Annotated in this window: 19 protein-coding genes; 3 read left to right on the top strand and 16 right to left on the bottom strand. The window is 48.6% G+C overall.

Features of this window, described 5'->3' with window-relative positions:
• Nucleotides 1–79 precede the first annotated feature (79 nt).
• From AMS66_RS15950 to cobD, 4 genes are read right to left on the bottom strand one after another with little or no spacing between them, the layout of a single operon-like run.
• On the bottom strand, nt 80–727 hold the full coding sequence (locus AMS66_RS15950) for a histidine phosphatase family protein (RefSeq protein WP_053781743.1): 648 nt from the start codon (nt 725–727) through the stop codon (nt 80–82).
• Nucleotides 718–1,698 (bottom strand): adenosylcobinamide-phosphate synthase CbiB, encoded by a 981-nt coding sequence (gene cbiB, locus AMS66_RS15945; RefSeq protein ID WP_053781809.1) that lies wholly within the window; start codon nt 1,696–1,698, stop codon nt 718–720. Before cbiB ends, AMS66_RS15950 begins: the two co-directional genes overlap by 10 nt.
• A gap of 44 nt (nt 1,699–1,742) precedes the next feature.
• Nucleotides 1,743–2,570, bottom strand: coding sequence for an adenosylcobinamide amidohydrolase (locus tag AMS66_RS15940; protein WP_053781742.1), 828 nt, complete (start codon nt 2,568–2,570; stop codon nt 1,743–1,745).
• Nucleotides 2,551–3,699 carry a threonine-phosphate decarboxylase CobD gene (gene cobD / locus AMS66_RS15935; protein WP_144424508.1) on the bottom strand — a complete coding sequence of 383 codons (1,149 nt, stop codon included), beginning with the start codon at nt 3,697–3,699 and terminating at the stop codon, nt 2,551–2,553. The genes AMS66_RS15940 and cobD overlap by 20 nt, the downstream gene beginning before the upstream one ends.
• Before the next feature lie 211 nt (nt 3,700–3,910).
• Here cobD and AMS66_RS15930 point away from each other — a divergent pair, with 211 nt between their 5' ends.
• Complete coding sequence (locus AMS66_RS15930) at nt 3,911–4,912, top strand: lipoate--protein ligase (protein ID WP_053781740.1); 1,002 nt, start codon at nt 3,911–3,913, stop codon at nt 4,910–4,912.
• A 240-nt stretch (nt 4,913–5,152) separates the two neighbouring features.
• Nucleotides 5,153–5,956, top strand: coding sequence for a Cof-type HAD-IIB family hydrolase (locus AMS66_RS15925; protein ID WP_053781739.1), 804 nt, complete (start codon nt 5,153–5,155; stop codon nt 5,954–5,956).
• 208 nt (nt 5,957–6,164) lie between these two features.
• Here the strand turns inward: AMS66_RS15925 and AMS66_RS15920 are convergent, their stop codons facing one another.
• Together AMS66_RS15920 and AMS66_RS15915 are read right to left on the bottom strand one after the other, a co-directional pair.
• Nucleotides 6,165–6,479, bottom strand: a complete 315-nt coding sequence (locus AMS66_RS15920) for a hypothetical protein (RefSeq protein WP_053781738.1) — start codon at nt 6,477–6,479, stop codon at nt 6,165–6,167.
• A 34-nt stretch (nt 6,480–6,513) separates the two neighbouring features.
• A complete protein-coding gene (locus AMS66_RS15915) occupies nt 6,514–7,452 on the bottom strand; it encodes a DMT family transporter (RefSeq protein ID WP_053781737.1) in 939 nt (312 codons plus the stop codon).
• Nucleotides 7,453–7,572: 120 nt separating this feature from the next.
• Here AMS66_RS15915 and AMS66_RS15910 point away from each other — a divergent pair, with 120 nt between their 5' ends.
• The gene (locus AMS66_RS15910) at nt 7,573–8,994 is read left to right on the top strand and encodes an aminotransferase-like domain-containing protein (protein WP_407944547.1); all 1,422 of its coding nucleotides are present in this window, start codon (nt 7,573–7,575) and stop codon (nt 8,992–8,994) included.
• 188 nt (nt 8,995–9,182) lie between these two features.
• On the opposite strand, the gene AMS66_RS15905 is transcribed toward AMS66_RS15910, so the two are convergent.
• From AMS66_RS15905 to AMS66_RS15860, 10 genes are all read right to left on the bottom strand, one after another.
• Nucleotides 9,183–9,809, bottom strand: a complete 627-nt coding sequence (locus tag AMS66_RS15905) for an ABC-2 transporter permease (RefSeq protein WP_053781736.1) — start codon at nt 9,807–9,809, stop codon at nt 9,183–9,185.
• Entirely contained in the window at nt 9,802–10,668 is an 867-nt protein-coding gene (locus tag AMS66_RS15900; RefSeq protein WP_053781807.1) for an ABC transporter ATP-binding protein, read from the bottom strand. Before AMS66_RS15900 ends, AMS66_RS15905 begins: the two co-directional genes overlap by 8 nt.
• The gene (locus AMS66_RS15895) at nt 10,668–11,048 is read right to left on the bottom strand and encodes a GntR family transcriptional regulator (protein WP_053781735.1); all 381 of its coding nucleotides are present in this window, start codon (nt 11,046–11,048) and stop codon (nt 10,668–10,670) included. The genes AMS66_RS15900 and AMS66_RS15895 overlap by 1 nt, the downstream gene beginning before the upstream one ends.
• A 226-nt stretch (nt 11,049–11,274) precedes the next feature.
• Complete coding sequence (gene clpP / locus AMS66_RS15890) at nt 11,275–11,856, bottom strand: ATP-dependent Clp endopeptidase proteolytic subunit ClpP (RefSeq protein WP_024629359.1); 582 nt, start codon at nt 11,854–11,856, stop codon at nt 11,275–11,277.
• A gap of 18 nt (nt 11,857–11,874) precedes the next feature.
• Entirely contained in the window at nt 11,875–12,738 is an 864-nt protein-coding gene (locus AMS66_RS15885; protein ID WP_053781734.1) for an RNA polymerase sigma factor, read from the bottom strand.
• Nucleotides 12,739–12,872: 134 nt separating this feature from the next.
• A complete protein-coding gene (locus AMS66_RS15880) occupies nt 12,873–13,652 on the bottom strand; it encodes an MBL fold metallo-hydrolase (RefSeq protein WP_053781733.1) in 780 nt (259 codons plus the stop codon).
• Between the two features lie 200 nt (nt 13,653–13,852).
• A complete protein-coding gene (locus AMS66_RS15875) occupies nt 13,853–14,299 on the bottom strand; it encodes a hypothetical protein (RefSeq protein ID WP_053781732.1) in 447 nt (148 codons plus the stop codon).
• A 56-nt stretch (nt 14,300–14,355) separates the two neighbouring features.
• Complete coding sequence (locus tag AMS66_RS15870; RefSeq protein ID WP_053781731.1) at nt 14,356–15,291, bottom strand: ABC transporter ATP-binding protein; 936 nt, start codon at nt 15,289–15,291, stop codon at nt 14,356–14,358.
• The gene (locus tag AMS66_RS15865) at nt 15,288–16,313 is read right to left on the bottom strand and encodes an ABC transporter ATP-binding protein (protein ID WP_053781730.1); all 1,026 of its coding nucleotides are present in this window, start codon (nt 16,311–16,313) and stop codon (nt 15,288–15,290) included. The genes AMS66_RS15870 and AMS66_RS15865 overlap by 4 nt, the downstream gene beginning before the upstream one ends.
• Nucleotides 16,314–16,358: 45 nt before the next feature.
• A complete protein-coding gene (locus tag AMS66_RS15860) occupies nt 16,359–17,204 on the bottom strand; it encodes an ABC transporter permease (protein ID WP_053781729.1) in 846 nt (281 codons plus the stop codon).
• Nucleotides 17,205–17,210 lie beyond the last annotated feature (6 nt).

Below are 17,210 nucleotides of genomic sequence, written 5' to 3'. Positions count from 1 at the left end.
GCCTCCATCCGATGATGCATTTGCTAAGTCACACTTCTGTTGTGATTATAGGTTATATTGTACATCCTTACAACCTGATTTACGGAAAAGTCAATCTGGTTCCCACCCAGCTGTCCCCATCGCCATCCAGACGAATCTTTATCGCTTGTCCTGGTATCACCTGCGTATCCCAGAATTCTTGATGCGGAATGAGGCGTGACACCATATAACGAATAACACCGCCATGCGTAATCACCGCTATCTTTGGCACGTTTGTATTGCGAGAATGCAGTATTAGTGAAAAGGACAACAGACTCTCTTCCAGAAATGAATCAATCCGCGCGGCAAATGCCTTCCATGGCTCGCCCTTCGGGGGCGTCACCTCCTGCGGGGCATCGATCCAGTCTCGGTACTGTGGATTATCCTTGAGCTGATCATAGGTCAACCCCTCCCATTGACCAAAGTCGATCTCCCTTAGACGGGGATCAAGCTTGGCCTGTCCCGCTTGGGACGGTGCAATGTGTGTGAGTGTCTGCTGACAACGCAGCAGATCACTGCAATACAGGGCGTCCCATGTGACATTGCTGGATTGCTCCAGAAGCGGAGCCAGCTCCTGTTCTGCTTCTGGCAGCAGACCGATGTCGGTATGCCCGAGATATCTTTTTTCCAAATTCCACGCTGTTGTACCATGACGTATCAACATAATCTCTCGGCTTTGTATTCTACTCTGCCCAGCTTCTATATCCATAGCAGTGCACCTCCAGCAGCCCATATCCCTAGGGTGACCAGCCAACATAATAAAACAAAAGAACCTGCCGACCAAAACATAAGTCTTGTTGTTCGTACAATATCTTCTGCTTCCATCCGACGTGACGGCTCGCCCATATAAGCGCGAAACGAAGCCACTCCGTGGTACACGTTATGACCGCCAAGTCTTATGCCCAGCGCTCCGGCGACCGCTGACTCGGGAAAACCGCTGTTGGGGCTTGGGTGCAGCCGTGCATCCCGGGATACCATTCGCGCTGCCCCCCTGCCATCCAGCTTCATGAACCAGGCTCCTATAATTAACAGCAGGGCGGTAAGCCGTGCGGGAATCCAGTTGGCCCAATCATCCAGACGGGCAGATGCCCAGCCGAGATGAAGATATTTTTCATTTTTATAACCTACCATGGAATCCAGCGTATTCACGGCCCGATAAGCCATGGCAAGCGGTGCACCGCCAATCAGGGCGTAAAACAGTGGAGAAACGATGGCATCCACAATATTCTCGGCAACTGTCTCTACCGTTCCCCGCACAACCTCCGATTCATCCAGATGAGCCGTATCACGCCCTACAATCATGCCCAGTGAACGTCTCGCCGCAGGCCAATCCTGTTGACTCAGATGGCGGTAGACTTCCATGCCTGCATCCTTCAAACCTTTGGAAGCAATGGTGGTTGCGATCAACACCACTTCAGTCACAACCGCAATGGCAGGATGAATGAAGCCCAGAACATATACCAATCCCCAAGTCACTGCAAAAGCTCCCCCTGCAATCAAAATGGGAAATAAAATCCCTGCCCTTCTGAGGGACCGGTTCGAGTTCACACGCGACCTTATCGCCCGCTCCAGTGCAGAGATGGCCTTGCCCATGCCAATCACCGGATGAGGAATCCAGCGTGGATCTCCGATGCAGCGATCCAGTATGTATGCCCCTATAATAATCCAGGCTCCGGCCATTCCCGTCCAAATCGGCCAGGAAGCCCATTGATTCAGCAGAGATGTCATTGCTTGTTATTCCTCTCTTTCCACTCCTGCGCGGCTTGCAGGCTTTCCGTGATCGTGTCAAATACCAGCCTGCCGATCGCTGCACCCATGACCGTAGCCGTTCCGGCGTAACTGATGAGCGGTTTATTTTCTTCAGTCTGACTTACCGCGAGCACGATAGCATCCGTTGTTGTTCCAGTTGCGGTCAGGCCATTTTCCGAATCCACCACACCGAAATCAGCTAACGCGGCGGCCTTTGCTTCTACCGCAGTCTGAATGGCATTCACCATCGCTCCGGCGGTCATACGCCCGTTGATCCACAACATGATATTGATCGTACCGGGGGTGTAGCTTGAAGCTGACACCTTCCCATGTTTCTGAGACGCACTCTCATTGTTGATCTCATTCCCCGCAGCATCAAACACGGTTCTTGCAGAACCTGCACGCGCAGCGTTGGATACCCCTGCTGTCGTACAGCAGAGTAATCCGAACTCATCGCTTTCGTATTCCTGGATAGCCGTGTGCTCCAATTGAACTGCAGTCAGAAGTCCGGCGCATTGATCCTGTTGCTCTTGCCATTCACTCAATAGATCGGCAATATCACGCGGTGGATCGTCACACCGGTAATGTCTGTCCACATAGATGTTGAATATACGGTCCAGTTCAATCATGCCGCCCCCATATACGGCACTGGAAAGTGCTTTTACAACAAAGGGGCTTGACGCTTTAATATGCCGTTCATGTACAGAGATATTTAGTCCCGACCACACAGAAGATCTATATTCGTTATAGTCCGTTTGTACGTCGGTGCATGGTTTATAAGCGTTATAGAATGGCAGTGCCATCGTTCCGTCCCCCTGCCTCTAATCCGTTTGTCGTGTCAGGCTCAATTACATTTTTCATTGTCTCCAGCAAACGTCCGTTAGCCTCCGCGTCCTTGACTGCAAAGCGTACGTGCCGCTCCCCAAGTCCCGGGTACATGGCGCAGCTCCGAATCAGTATACCGCGTTCACCGAGAGCAGCCTGCATGGATGTCGCTGTCCACGGCTCTGGCAGAGCTGCCAATATAAAGTTCGCTTCCCCTCGCGTCACCTTACATCCCAAAACCTTCAGCCCTGCCGTTAATCTCTCCCGCTCGTAGGACACCAGTGCCATTGTCTCCTGTTCAAAATTCTCCCCACTGCGCAGACAGGCTTCTCCTGCAATCAGCGCCAGCCCATTCACACTCCAAGTGACCTGTTTCTCTGTCATGGCATGAATCCATTTGGGACGACCCAGCGCATAGCCTAATCGTAAGCCTGGAATGGCGTAAAACTTGGTCATCGAGCGAATGATGATCACTTGAGGATACTCTTTCAAGCTGGGCGCAAGCGATTGCCGCTGTGACTCAGGAATAAAGTCCATAAATGCCTCATCTACCACCAATGTTGTGCCTATTGTCTCCGCTTTACGCGCAAGTCGATGTAGAACCTCAACCGGATACTGCACTCCATTGGGGTTGTTGGGCTGTCCAAGGAAAAGCAGGTCCACCCGTTCCATCAGCTTTTCGATATTTTCCGGTTCTGCTCGCCAGTCCAGTTCTTCCCGTCCTCGAACATAATGGACTTCTGCTCCAAATTGTCTGGATAATGCACTGTACTCCGAAAATCCGGGCTCTACCGTACCTACTCTTCGTGGCGCAAGTCCAAGTAAGATTAGAGCCATGCTTTCCGCCGCCCCGTTGCCCACGGATATGTGATCCGGGGTTAAACCCAGTCGGTCACTGAGCAACATTTTGAACGTACGATGACCTGGATCAGGGTAACGAAGTACCGTGTGCAGTCCTTGCTCCAGAGCCTCCAGCACTTCCCGAGGTGGACCCAGTGGATTAATGTTTGCGCTAAAATCGAGGAAATCCGCTGGATTCCCTCCAAAACGTGCCGCGGCCGTCTCCACATCACCGCCATGTCCGAAAACTTCAATTAAACTGGTCATCCTGTCCGTCATCCTTTCTGCATGTCCTATTTATTATGGATGTCGTGACAGTCAGGGGTCAATCCTGTTTTGCCTGTTCAAGCCCCTTCCAGCTGCAATTCCTTTGTGTCCCATCGACAATTCGTTTACAATAGAGAAGGAATTTCGATTCCGAAAAGCATCACTACATAGGGGATATCTGTCCCTCACATACATTAATGGAGGAATGACCATGCTGTTTGTTGATAACCAGGGCATTACAGATCCTTCTGTAAACCTCGCCATTGAGGAATACATTCTGAAGCATCTGCCGATGGATGACAGCTACTTGCTGTTTTACATTAACCGCCCGTCCATTATTATCGGAAAACATCAGAATACCATTGAAGAGATCAACATTGAGTATGTTCAGGATAACGGTGTTCAAGTCGTACGTCGTCTTTCGGGAGGCGGGGCCGTTTATCACGATCTGGGCAACCTCAATTTCAGCTTTATTACCAAGGATGACGGACAATCCTTCCACAACTTCCGCAAATTCACCCAGCCTGTGGTGGAAGCCCTGCAAGAGCTTGGTGTCAATGCCGAACTGACGGGACGTAACGATCTGCAAGTCGGAGAAAAGAAAATTTCGGGCAACGCCCAATTCTCTACACGTGGCCGCATGTTCAGTCACGGTACTTTGATGTTTAACCTGAACCTCGACCACGTTCAGGCTTCACTCAACGTTAATCCGGAGAAGTTTAAGTCCAAGAGCACCAAATCCGTACGCAGCCGTGTTGCCAACATTCGTGATCTGATTGACAGCAATCTGACCATTGAACAATTCCGGGACGAGCTGTTACGTCATATTTTCCGTATGGAGCCACAAGATGTTCCTCAATATGAACTCACAGAGAAAGACTGGGACAAGATCAACGAAATCTCTGCTGAGCGTTATAACAATTGGGACTGGAACTACGGGCTTTCCCCCGAAAGCAATGTGAAGCATACACGTAAATTCCCTGTCGGCATCATTGACCTGCGCATGAATATCAAAGATGGACGAATCGAAGATATCAAAATCTTTGGTGACTTCTTCGGCGTAGGCGATGTGGCGGATATCGAAGATATGGTGCGTGGTAAGCGTTACGAGGAATCGGAGGTACGTACTGCACTTGAGGGTTTGGATGTAAAACATTACTTTGGCAATCTGGAGCTGGAGGACTTTATTGGCCTCATTTTCCTGGAAGAATAAAATTTAGATGTGAGTATAGTTTTAGAACGAATTCTAAAATTGCACGTTAACGGAGAAGGCAGAATCAATCTGAAGAAGCGAAGCGTTCGCCTTTATCCCCGGATTTCCCCTCTGGGGAATGGATTCAATGAAATCCGGGGATAACAGCGATCGAAAGATGAGTCTGTATTCGGAGTGGTTTCGTGTAATACTTATCCATTCGTTCGTTTTCATAGATACAGATAAAAGGAGAGAAACTAGATGACCTACAAATTAATCGCAATCGACATTGATGATACCCTGATTAACGATAACAAGGAAGTAACCCCTGCTACACAGACTGCGCTGGAGCAAGCGGTTGCTCATGGTGTGGTTGTAACTTTGGCAACTGGACGTGCCTATGCTTCTGCCCAAGCACTCGCACGCCAAACAAAGCTGAACGTGCCAATTATTACGTATCAAGGCGCTTTGGTGAAAAACTTGCTGGATGAAAAAGTACTCTATGAGCGCTACGTTCCACAGGACGCTTCCCGCAAATTGTACGACTATTGCCTGGAGCATAATCTGCACCTGCAAACGTACATTGACGATAAACTGTACGCCCGTGAAGAAAACGACAAGCTGCGTGACTACGCCAAGCTGAACGGTACTCAGTACCATATCGAACCGGATTTCATCAAAGTGATTGAGCAAAAAACACCGAAACTGCTCATCATCGATGAGCCGGATTACCTCGACGAAGTTGCAGTTGACTTGCGCAAACTGCTCGGACCTGAAGTGCACATCACCAAATCCAAGCCATACTTCCTTGAAATCATGCATCATGAGGGAACCAAAGGCCATGCCCTTACGTTCCTGGCAGATCACTTTGGCCGCGAACTGAGCGAATGCATCGCCATCGGTGATTCCTGGAATGACCATGAGATGCTGGAAGTTGCGGGTCTGGGTGTAGCGATGGGCAATGCGATCCCTGCTCTGAAAGAGCTGGCAGATTACATTACCGCGAGCAATAACGAAGACGGCGTGAAGCAGGTTATTGAGAAATTTGTGCTGAACGCGGAGTAATTGCCTTAAAAACAAAACAGCCCGAAGACCACAATAGATTGTGGATTCCGGGCTGTTTTTCTATTCAGTCGTTCAAAGCATACGTTTATAAAACTGTGGATCACTACAGCAAAGAATACAAAGGAAAACGCTCCGAATACGACATTATAAAGTGGAAGTAACTCCCACAGTCCACACCTAGATAAACTTCATTCGTTACTTCATTCAATTATTTATTCTGATTACCGTACTTCTCGTCAAATTCATGATTCCGCTTACGGATCTCATCCATCACCCTGCCTTTGGATAAATCGGCTAATGGCCTAGGAAGCAGGAACGTTACGCCTATGATGAATAAAAGAATGGCCAAAACAAGTCCAATGATGCCCCCCGTTTCAAAAGCCGCTTGCAGGTAACGCCCCCACTGAGTTGACCAGCTCGTTACGTCCGGTAAGTGCATAATGGTCCCAATATGAATCATGCCATAGAGCACAATTCCCGCAAACAATAACACAACACCGAGCCCCTGTCTGTTCAAATTCATGTCTCGCCTCATTCCTGCGTAAAATATATATCCCCTATTTTACCATGGATTTGGAAGTCCGACCCAATGGAGTTGTGCGTTTTCCCTTTTTCAACCATCCCATCACTTTCTCATTCATCGCCAGCAAACCTGAAACAATCAGCGCAACACCGATCCACGTAATCCAGCTTACGTGCTCATTGTAGAGAACCGCCCCAAGACCAACCGCAATTGGTGGGGAGATGTATAACCAGGTTGCCGGAAACAGCGGGTTGGTACGAGACATGATCCAGTAGAACAAGCTGTGACCAACCATCGAACCGACTACCGTCAGATAGATCAGGGATGATACCGCTGGCATCCAATCCAGTCCAGCTGTGCTCCATGATTCCGTCACTGCTGAGAGCCCTGATAACAGCAATCCTCCGTACATCATCTGCACCGCATTGATCGCTACAGGACTAGCCTCCTTAAACTGGTTAATGACCTTTTTGGAGTACAGTGCACCCGCCGAGTAACAGACTTCACCCACCAATACGGCAATACAGCCCCATAACCACAGGGAATTTCCGCCAATGGATACACCCGGCAATACAACGAGGATAACCCCGGCAAAACCAATCAGACAACCCGCAATCATGCGTGCAGACGTTTTTTGACGCAACAACGCTGTCTGCATCACCATAATCATCAGAGGACCTGTTGCTGACAGAATTGCGCCAACACCAGAGCTCACATATTGTTCAGCCCAATATAAGGTCGCAAAGGTTCCGAACGTCAGTCCCGCCCCCGTCAAAAGCATTTCTTTCCGCCACAGTAAAGACAGGTTCACTTTTCCTTTCATCCACATCCATGCAAACATTAGAGCACCTGCAATAATAAAGCGTAGTCCGGCCGACAGAAAAGGCGGCATGCCTGCCTCCACGCCAATTTTAATCGCTAGAAACGTTGTTCCAAAAATAAGACACATTACGGTAAATGCTACTCCAACCATGCTAGCCCCTCCTTCATCTGTTCTCCATCATATAGCACTGTATACAGAACAGAATGAATAAAACAGAACAGTTAGTCCTTGTTTGCTGTTACAATGGAGTTCAAAAGGAGCGTGAGCGGGGTGGGCAAAGCCATTATGATGACAGATAACAGCCTGAAACTATATGAGCAAGTGGTACATTATCTGGTTGTACGGATCGAAGCCGGAGAGTGGAAAGAACATGAGAAGCTGCCGTCCGTGCGGAGCCTGTCCGAGCTGCTAGGCGTACATCGCCTCACCGTTTTCAAGGCCTACCAGGAATTAAAGGAACGGGGAAATGTTTACGTCAAGGACAAGTCCGGTTATTATGTCAGTCCTGCTGACCCTTCTCCTGTGACAGATCAGGCTGATGACCCGGCAGTGTCGGCTTGGCTGCATTGGGATTCACTTGCCCGCGTACAATCCCTTGAGGCGGAATTCCAATTTTCCAAATCATTGATCGATCCCGCCCTGCTACCAAACCGATATTGGGGCGAACTGATGCGGGATTTACTGGATCTATATCCCCGTCTGCTTGGCACATACTCCACAATTCAGGGAGATCTGGAGCTGCGTAGTGCCTTGGCAAGCCATCTGACGACAAGGGAACGTTTCTATCTCTCGGCCGATGAAGTACTGATTACTTCCGGTGCACAGCAGGCCATCGATGTCATCTCTCGAAGTCTCGTCAGACCCGGTGACCGCGTACTCATGGAGAGGCCTACGTATGGGCCTGCGATGGAAATTTTTCGCAAACAGGGTGCAAAGTTGATTTTTACCGATATTCATCCTGACGGCTACGATCTAGAACAGATTGAACGCCTTATGAAGCAGGAAAAACCAAGAGTATTTTATATGACGCCGACCTTCCAGAATCCTACGGGCATCAACATTCCAACCGAGCAACGCAAACAATTGCCTGAACTGGCAGAACAGTATGGATGTTTCCTGGTGGAAGACGACAGCACTTATGATATTTATTTCAAAGAAAAGCCTCCAGCGCCGATCTTCACATACGATACAACAGGGCATACGCTCTATATTCGCAGCTATAGCAAATATGTCGTGCCGGGTCTGCGGATTGCCGCCATTATGTGTCGTCCCCGGTTCATGCCGGGATTACAGGCCGTAAAGGCACTGACGGATAACGGATCACCTCTGCTGAACCAGAAGCTGTTCCTCCGTTATTTCCAGTCCCCACGAATGCACCAGCACCTGTCCAAGCTACGTACAGCCCTCCAGCTACGGATGGAAGTGATGGAACAATGCCTTCAACAAACAGATTGGACATGGACCCGGCCCGAAGGTGGACTTAACATCTGGGCAGAGCTTCCGGAAGGCGTGGACACGGGGCGATTGCTTCACCGATGCATGGAGCATTCCGTTGCTTTTGTGCCAGGAACGGTGTTTGACCCTTCCGATGCGGACGCCAGTCGTAAGCTGCGTCTCTCCTTCTCTTATGCTCACGAGCAGCAGATCCGGGAAGGGATGAGCAGACTCATTGCGCTGGCTGAAAATACGTGATGGCACGTTGCAAATTCTGCAAATGCAGATTGACGTATGCCTTGTCTGTTAAGTTGAGAGGATGATGCATCTTGTGCAAACATAAAAAGTCGCCATATGGCGACTTTTTGAGCTGCTGCTATCTCGACTGGCAGACTAACCTGAAAGCTGATATTTTTATTTTTTATTAAAATCCTTATTCATTCATCCTATAAATCCTTCCTTGCAAACAGTCGGACCGTGACAAAATAGGAGGCAATGAACAACAGAAGAATGCAAACTGAAACCAAAACATAAACCGAAGCACGCCCCATTCCGTTCTCTCCTGCCATACTCATGAGCGAGGCAACAGGTTGCGCTAAAATAATAAGAACGAACATGAATACCGTATTAATGATTCCGGCTCCCTTTTTACTAAGTGCGTAAAAAAGAGGCATATAGATCGAAATTAAAACAAGCACCATTCCAATCGAAATCAGGATGTCCAGTACCGATAAGTCAGGCTTGTTCAGTTCGGGGAAAAGAAAGTTAACCAGCCAGTGAGCGCCAGACGAAGCGAAAACTCCAAAAAGCGTATAGAGAACGGCAGACAGATACTTCGCTTGCACAATGTTTCTGCGGCTTAACGGGAGCGTGACAAGAAATTTATGATTATGGTTTTTGATATCAATCATGGTTGCAAGCATAATTGAACCGAAAGCGGTATAGATCCCTACAAAATACATCGACATTTCCACTGTCGGGATAAATGCGACACTGAATACAACAAAATAAAAAATGATGGACCATAGCGAGCTTTTCAAAGCGATATAATCTTTGCGAAGCAAGTTAAGCATGTTGCTGTTCCCCCTTGGCCGTAAAATAGATAAGGTCTTCGAGGGAGGGTCTTTGTAAAAGAGCATCATGACCAAATAATCGTTCTGCCTCCGCCCTGTTATCTGCCAAGCCTTCAAAACCAACCGCTGTCTCACGGATTCCGACGAATTGCCTTCGCGTGTCCGCATCAAGCAGCTTCATGTCCCCCTTTACTATAGTGTACCTTTCAAGCACATCATCCTTTGCTTCATTAAAAACAATCCTTCCTTTATTTATGAACGTAATGTAATCTGCTATACGCTCCAAATCGGTCGTGATATGAGTCGAGAAAATAATGGATCTAGTTTCGTCCTGTATCATATCTGCAAGCAGGTCAAGCAGTTCTCTCCGAAACACAGGATCAAGCCCGGATGTAGGTTCATCCATGATAAGTAGCTCAGCATCGTGGGATAAAGCGATAGCCAGTGAAAATTTTATTTTCATGCCTTTGGACAGTTCTTCAATCTTCTTTTTGGGGGACAATTCGAATTGCTCCAGGTAGTTGTTAAATTGCTTTTCATCCCATTTCTTATAAAAGGGAGCAATCATGCTTTTCATTTCACGTATCGTAAGATGCTCGTAATAGAAACATTCATCTGAAACAATTCCAATGCGCTCTTTAACGTTAACTTCCTGAGCAGGTATCTCTTTTCCCAATGTTCTGATGCTCCCGGAGTCAGGACGGATCAATCCGGTGATCAGGCTGATTAGTGTGCTTTTCCCCGCCCCGTTCGGGCCGATAAGTCCGGTAATATATCCTTGTTTTACATCCAAAGTTATCTGATCCAGCTTAAATAAGGGGTACGTTTTCGATAAGTTGCGCAATTCAATTGCATTCATCATATGTGTTCCTCCTCCACTAACAGCGTAAAATGCTTGATTACATCTTGTGCACTCATGCCCACTTCCTTGCCCTCACGAAGGATATCAAGCATTTTCTCTTCGATTCGTTTCAGTCGCTGTTCCCGAATAAACTCCTGATTGGCCCCGGAGACAAAACAGCCTTTGCCAACGACAGAATCAATCAGTTTCTCTTTCTCCAGCTCTTCATAGACACGTTTGGTTGTAATTACACTAACCTGCAGATCCTTCGCAAGTTGCCTTATGGAGGGAAGACTCTCTCCCGCAACCAACTCCCCGCTTAAAATGCTCTGTCTAATCTGGGTCAGGATTTGCATGTAGATCGGATCGCTCGATGCGTTGGATATTAGTATTTTAATGTTCTCTCACCTCACTGGTTTCAACAATCCAAATCCAAACCATGTATAGTGTGCATATATAATATACACACTATACATGGGTTTAGTCAATAATCATTCAATTTTTTTCCAATACAGACAAGACAAAAAAAGCCCGAAAAGTCGAATGACCTTTCGGACTACTTTGCTGTTCATTTTTCTTGTTTTTCTTTAGTCGTGTTTCTTGGCCGTATTGTTACTTTTTTTCTTACGAACTGGATATGACCTTATCCACCAGTCCATACTCAACAGCTTCTGCCGCAGTCAGGAAGTAATCTCGGTCCGTATCCTTTTCGATCCGCTCCATCGGCTGTCCTGTATGATCGGCAAGCAGCTTGTTGAGACGCTGACGGTGCTGGATAATTCGGTTGGCGTGAATCAGCATATCCGATGCCTGCCCCCGGGTTCCGCCAAGCGGCTGGTGAATCATGATCTCACTGTTCGGCAACGCCAGCCGTTTTCCCTTTGTTCCACCAACTAGCAGGATCGTACCGAAGCTGGCCGCCATACCTGTGCAGATCGTGGAAATGTCCGGCTTCACGAATTGCATTGTGTCATAGATGGAGAAACCGGCGGTCACGGAACCACCAGGACTGTTGATATACATCTGGATATCCTTCTCCGGGTCCTCTGCGGTCAGAAACAATAACTGCGCCACGATCGCGTTGGCCATCTGATCCTCAATTTCCCCAGATACCATAATAATTCGATCTTTCAGCAAACGGGAATAAATATCATAGCTCCGCTCTCCGCGGGCTGTCTGTTCAACAACATAAGGTACCACGTTCATACATTTTGCCTCCCTGGTTTACGCAACCATGCTGACCGTATATCCTCCTCCATACATGGAATTCGTACCGGAGCTCGAATAACTGTACATCAGCGGCTGCACTGATTGAGACGGCAGAGTCTGCTGCAAAATCGTTCCCGCCACAGCCATCAGATCATCCGTCTGATTCAGACATAGATCAATTAACCGGGCTGTATCACCGCTTCGGAACGCGAGTAAATAACTGCGCAATTCCTCCCGGTTTTGTTGATGTTCTTCCAATTGATTCGTCTGATCAGCATCCGTTTCTTTCAGGTTGAGCCTCACTCTGGCCAGGGCAGAACGGGCACGACTCAGCGCGGCTTTGACCGCCCCTTCCGTCGTGTCCAACAGTTCAGCAGTCTCTACCGTCGTGTATCCCATTAAATCACGTAACATATATATTGCTCGCTGCCACGGTGGCAGTTCATCGACAAGGATCTGAACAGCGGACTCAACTTCCTCGAATCGCTCTTCTTCCTCAAATTCTTGCATAAATGGCTTCATGCTTTCCAATTTGCTTGCCAAGTTCTCACGCTTCCGTATGGCGTCAATCCAGGTGTTGCGTGCAACACGGATGAGATAGGCTTCCCAGTTCATATCCTCTGTCATTCCCGTTCTTCGGGTAGATGAAAAGGTTAATGCTTTAACACATGTATCCTGAACCAGATCCTCCGTCTCCCAGACCGAACCTGTCAATGACATGCAATAAGCATACAATGAGCCTAGCAGGTTCGGAAGCGCAGCTTCAATCGTTTGCTCTAACGTATATCCGGTTGGAGTACCGGATTGGCTATATGATTCAATCGGTTTATCATCATGTGGTCTGTTGATTCTGCAATCCACGGACTTCACAAAGGCCATGTTTGGGGCCCCCCTTTGTTGGTTCCTGATTGATCTTGCTTCAATTCACTTGCCTGTATTTGCCTTACACTATGTAAACGAAGAACCTCCGGCAAAGGATACGCTCTTCTGAATTTATTTTCAGGATGGCTGTCCTATTCTCCCAACTTCACCTTCAGACCAGTAACTGCCAGCGTAATCCCCTGATCCAGATCATAATTCTGGCGCATATCCACGTCGTGAGACATATGTGTAAAATAAGTCTGATCCGGCTTCAAATCCTGCAACAGCTCCTGTGCCTCAACCATATCGTACACGGAGCGTGTGGAGAATTCCGCAAGCTCATGAACAAAGCTCGTTCCAAGGACCAACAGATCCAACCCGTACAATGGCTGCTTCTCCGAAGCCTTCAAATCAATGGCATCCGAGCAATATGCCCAGGTGTATCCTTCACGTTCCAGTCGATACGCATACGAATACCCATTATGACCGTGGCAAACTTTCCAGGAGCGCACCTTCCATCCACCGAGCTCGATATCCGCATCCGTTTCCAGAAAATCCATATGACGAACGAGCCATGGAAATTGACTTTGAATGGTCGCAATCACTTCCCGTGGTGCATACAACTTCCCTTTCACACCCAACCAGCGGCAGGCATCTGCCCATTCGGGCAAGCCTCCAATATGATCAAAATGCGCATGAGTGATCAGCAGCGTCTGCACCATCCGCATCCCCTGAACTTCCATCTGTGATCTCCAATCCGGTCCGCAGTCAATCATAAAAGGTTCGTCCTCGCCATCTCCATGGATCAAAACAGCAGAACGTTTGCGGCGGTTGATTCCCGTAAGCCGTGCTTCTGTGCAGATGTCACAATCACAATACACTCGCGGAACACCCATTGCATCCCCGGTTCCCAGAAATGTTAGCTGATTCATTATGAAAGTCCCCTCTCTATCCCGGAAGCAATGCATCCCAAATTCATATTCCATCCGAATAATGATATGTAGATTGTAATCTCCCACCTCTGTTTTTGCAAAAAAAAGACCATCCCGCCGCAGTTATTCACTGCAAACGGGACAGTCTCTGTTGTCTGACATTTAGCAGTCCAACTTCATATCCTTTGTTTCGCTATCAGCTAGATCAAAGCCCGCAGCTTCAACGTCAATTCCTGACCCTCAGGCACTTCCTTTGATTCGGTAATGACCCAATTCGACGCAAGGCGTTTTGAAAGCACCTCTGCCTGCTCCGGTTGCAATTTCAATCCGGTTACAATGCCTTCACCGACAGTGAAGTCTTTCTCCGCCTGTAATCCGAAGGCTTTCTCCAAGTAAATCCCCAGGCCACCCCGAGTATTAAAGGTAATCCGGTAGCCGTCTTTAACCGCACCCTCCAGATTCTCGCCATGCTCGTCCGCATAGGAGAAAAAATCATCATATCTGTAGTGCTCCTCAGACACATCATCCAAAGCGCCAACATCTTTGGCCTGTATCGCTTCCAACAAAGCTGCATCCGATATGCCTTTGCTACGGGCTTGTTCCAGCCGAATAGCTGTATTTTGGGACAATTTAAACTCAGCACTCATCCAACTCACACCTTCCTGTCAACATATATCATTATTCCATGGATATTCCTAATCCATTATATCCTGTCCCGATAGCCGGATACAAAGTGTCCTGGCGAAACCTCCATCCACTCCGGCTCTTCATCCCGTCCCCGAGCGGAAGGATCAGTATCCCCACTATAGATCGGTGGCATCACGTTCCGAACACTTGGATCAGGTACAGGAATTGCAGCCAGCAATGCCTGGGTGTACGGATGTACCGGATTACGATACAGCTCTTCCGTTGGAGCAACTTCAACCAGTTTGCCGCGATACATCACACCGATTCGATTCGAGATGTGCCGGACCATCGACAGATCATGGGCAATGAACAAATAGGTCAGTCCCATCTCTTCCTGCAAATCTTCAAGCATATTGACCACCTGTGCCTGTACGGACACATCCAGGGCGGACAACGGCTCATCACACATAATGAACTCCGGGTTCACCGACAATGCACGGGCAATGCTGATCCGCTGCCGCTGCCCGCCACTGAACTCGTGCGGATAACGCTCCGCATGCTCCGGCTTCAGGCCAACACGGTTCATCAGATCAAGCGCTCTCCCCTTTATCTCTGCCTTGGAAGCATAATTATGAATTTCCATGGGTTCGCTAATGATCTGCAGGACATTCATGCCCGGATTCAGTGAAGAATAGGGGTCCTGAAAAATCGTCTGCATTCGTTTGCGAAACGGCTTCAACTGGCGTTCACTCATCTTGGCTACGTCATGCCCGCCAAACATAATGCTTCCGTCCGTCACATCATAAAGTCTCACAATACTGCGTCCAGTCGTTGATTTGCCGCAGCCAGATTCACCGACCAGTCCAAATGTCTCTCCTTTGTGAATATGAAAACTGACGTTATCCACGGCTTTCACGACGTCTTTGCCTTTGCCAGCCCCACGTACGGGAAAATACTTTTTCAATCCACGCACGTCCAGTAGCACTTCACGCTGATCTGTGCCTGTACTCATTTCTCCACCTCCTCTGACGATGCTCCTGCTTGTGCCTGATGCTGTTCCCGACCCTGATCGTCCAGCAACCAGCATAGCGCTCTATGACCCGGTACAGTCTCGGTATACGCAGGCATCTGTTTGCATACCTCCATGGCGTGTGGACAACGCTCCATAAACGGACACCCGGTTGGCGGGTGAAGCAGATTAGGCGGTGTACCTTCAATGGTTGATAGCCGCTGGCGTCCACCTTCTTCTCCTGGCTTCGGAATGGATCGCAGCAACCCCTGGGTATACGGATGCTGCGGATGAGCGAAAATACGCTCCACTGGCCCCTCTTCCATAATGAGTCCACCGTACATCACAATGACCCGGGTACAGACCTGAGCAACGACACCAAGGTCATGCGTAATCATCAGAATGGATGTCTGAGTAGACTCTTTCAGTTCCTGCATCAGTTGCAAAATCTGTGCCTGAATGGTCACATCCAGCGCTGTCGTTGGTTCGTCCGCAATCAATAACTCTGGTTTGCAGGACAGAGCCATCGCGATCATTACCCGCTGCCTCATGCCTCCGCTGAACTCGTGTGGATATTGGTCAATCCGCTCTTCGGGCGAAGGAATACCTACTTGCCGCAGCAACTCAATCGCTTCCTTGCGCGCAGCCGACTTGTCCATTTTTCGGTGGCGACGAATGACCTCTGTCATCTGTTTGCCTACACGAACCACTGGATTAAGTGATGTCATTGGGTCCTGAAAAATCATCGAGATGCGGTTGCCCCGAATTTTGCGCAGCTCCTTATCCGACTTGGTCAGCAGATCCTCTCCACGGAAGAGAATCTCACCATCCGTAATCCGGCCCGGCGACTGGATCAGTCGGATCAGTGAACGGGCCGTAACACTTTTGCCACTGCCGGACTCTCCGACCAGTCCAACCACTTCGCCTTCATTTAACGTAAAACTCACACCCCGGACGGACTGTACCTCACCTTCCCGGGTTGCAAAGGACGTTTTCAGTTGTTTGACCGATAATAAATCTGTCATTGTTGTATTCACCCCGCTGTTTACATGATATGGGTTGTCATTTATCTATCGCTTGTTCGCTTTGGGCTCGAAGGCTACACGGAACACATCTCCCAAGAAGTTAAACGACAATACTGTCAGCAAAATAAACAGTCCTGGGAAGATCGCCATATACGGCGCTTCACTAATAAAGCCCTGCGCATCGTTCAACATGCTGCCCCATGAGGAATTCGGCTGTTTGACACCCAGTCCGAGGAAGCTTAATGACGATTCCATTAAAATCGCGCTCGCAATGTTGATCGTTGCTGCGACAATAATGGTTGGAATAATGTTGGGAATAATGTGCTTCATGATGATCCGGCCTGGCTTTTGCCCGGATACACGCGCATACAGCACGTATTCCCGCTGCTTGACCGACATCGCCTCAGCCCTGACAATCCGCGCAATATTCATCCAGCTCAGCACCCCAATAATGACAATAATCGTACCGATTCCCGGCTTGAGATATGCGTTCAGGATCAGCATCAGGAAGAAGGATGGAATCGACATGAGCACGTCAACAATACGCATCAACGTATTATCCACCCAGCCGCCAAAATAACCACTAACCGTACCTACAAGTGTTCCCATAATAACGGCGATTGCCATCGACAGGAAACCTACGGCGAGAGACACACGTCCCCCGTACAACGCCCGAGCCAAATAATCCCGTCCGTAATCATCCGTACCAAACCAATGATCTGCACTTGGTTGTTGCAGCCGCTCCATCACTACAATTTCATTAGGATCATGTGGAGACAGAAACGCAAACAGGGATGCGAGCACAAAGATGCCCAATATGATGACAGCCGCAAGACCCAGTTTCTGCTGCCGGAACTGCGTCCGTAAATTACGCCAGCGCATTGAATTCATTTTTGT

It is taken from the genome of Paenibacillus xylanivorans (assembly GCF_001280595.1).
Taxonomy (GTDB): domain Bacteria; phylum Bacillota; class Bacilli; order Paenibacillales; family Paenibacillaceae; genus Paenibacillus; species Paenibacillus xylanivorans.
Note: the sequence above shows the minus strand (reverse complement) of the source record. Positions and strands in the feature narration are given on the sequence as shown.

Bases quoted from the DNA above. Each gene is read 5' to 3' on its own strand.
- AMS66_RS15950 (WP_053781743.1), bottom strand. From the start codon at position 727: ATGGATATAGAAGCTGGGCAGAGTAGAATACAAAGCCGAGAGATTATG.
- cbiB (WP_053781809.1), bottom strand. From the start codon at position 1,698: ATGGCCGGAGCCTGGATTATTATAGGGGCATACATACTGGATCGCTGC.
- AMS66_RS15940 (WP_053781742.1), bottom strand. From the start codon at position 2,570: ATGGCACTGCCATTCTATAACGCTTATAAACCATGCACCGACGTACAA.
- cobD (WP_144424508.1), bottom strand. From the start codon at position 3,699: ATGACCAGTTTAATTGAAGTTTTCGGACATGGCGGTGATGTGGAGACG.
- AMS66_RS15930 (WP_053781740.1), top strand. From the start codon at position 3,911: ATGCTGTTTGTTGATAACCAGGGCATTACAGATCCTTCTGTAAACCTC.
- AMS66_RS15925 (WP_053781739.1), top strand. From the start codon at position 5,153: ATGACCTACAAATTAATCGCAATCGACATTGATGATACCCTGATTAAC.
- AMS66_RS15920 (WP_053781738.1), bottom strand. From the start codon at position 6,479: ATGAATTTGAACAGACAGGGGCTCGGTGTTGTGTTATTGTTTGCGGGA.
- AMS66_RS15915 (WP_053781737.1), bottom strand. From the start codon at position 7,452: ATGGTTGGAGTAGCATTTACCGTAATGTGTCTTATTTTTGGAACAACG.
- AMS66_RS15905 (WP_053781736.1), bottom strand. From the start codon at position 9,809: ATGCTTAACTTGCTTCGCAAAGATTATATCGCTTTGAAAAGCTCGCTA.
- AMS66_RS15900 (WP_053781807.1), bottom strand. From the start codon at position 10,668: ATGAATGCAATTGAATTGCGCAACTTATCGAAAACGTACCCCTTATTT.
- clpP (WP_024629359.1), bottom strand. From the start codon at position 11,856: ATGAACGTGGTACCTTATGTTGTTGAACAGACAGCCCGCGGAGAGCGG.
- AMS66_RS15885 (WP_053781734.1), bottom strand. From the start codon at position 12,738: ATGGCCTTTGTGAAGTCCGTGGATTGCAGAATCAACAGACCACATGAT.
- AMS66_RS15880 (WP_053781733.1), bottom strand. From the start codon at position 13,652: ATGAATCAGCTAACATTTCTGGGAACCGGGGATGCAATGGGTGTTCCG.
- AMS66_RS15875 (WP_053781732.1), bottom strand. From the start codon at position 14,299: ATGAGTGCTGAGTTTAAATTGTCCCAAAATACAGCTATTCGGCTGGAA.
- AMS66_RS15870 (WP_053781731.1), bottom strand. From the start codon at position 15,291: ATGAGTACAGGCACAGATCAGCGTGAAGTGCTACTGGACGTGCGTGGA.
- AMS66_RS15865 (WP_053781730.1), bottom strand. From the start codon at position 16,313: ATGACAGATTTATTATCGGTCAAACAACTGAAAACGTCCTTTGCAACC.
- AMS66_RS15860 (WP_053781729.1), bottom strand. From the start codon at position 17,204: ATGAATTCAATGCGCTGGCGTAATTTACGGACGCAGTTCCGGCAGCAG.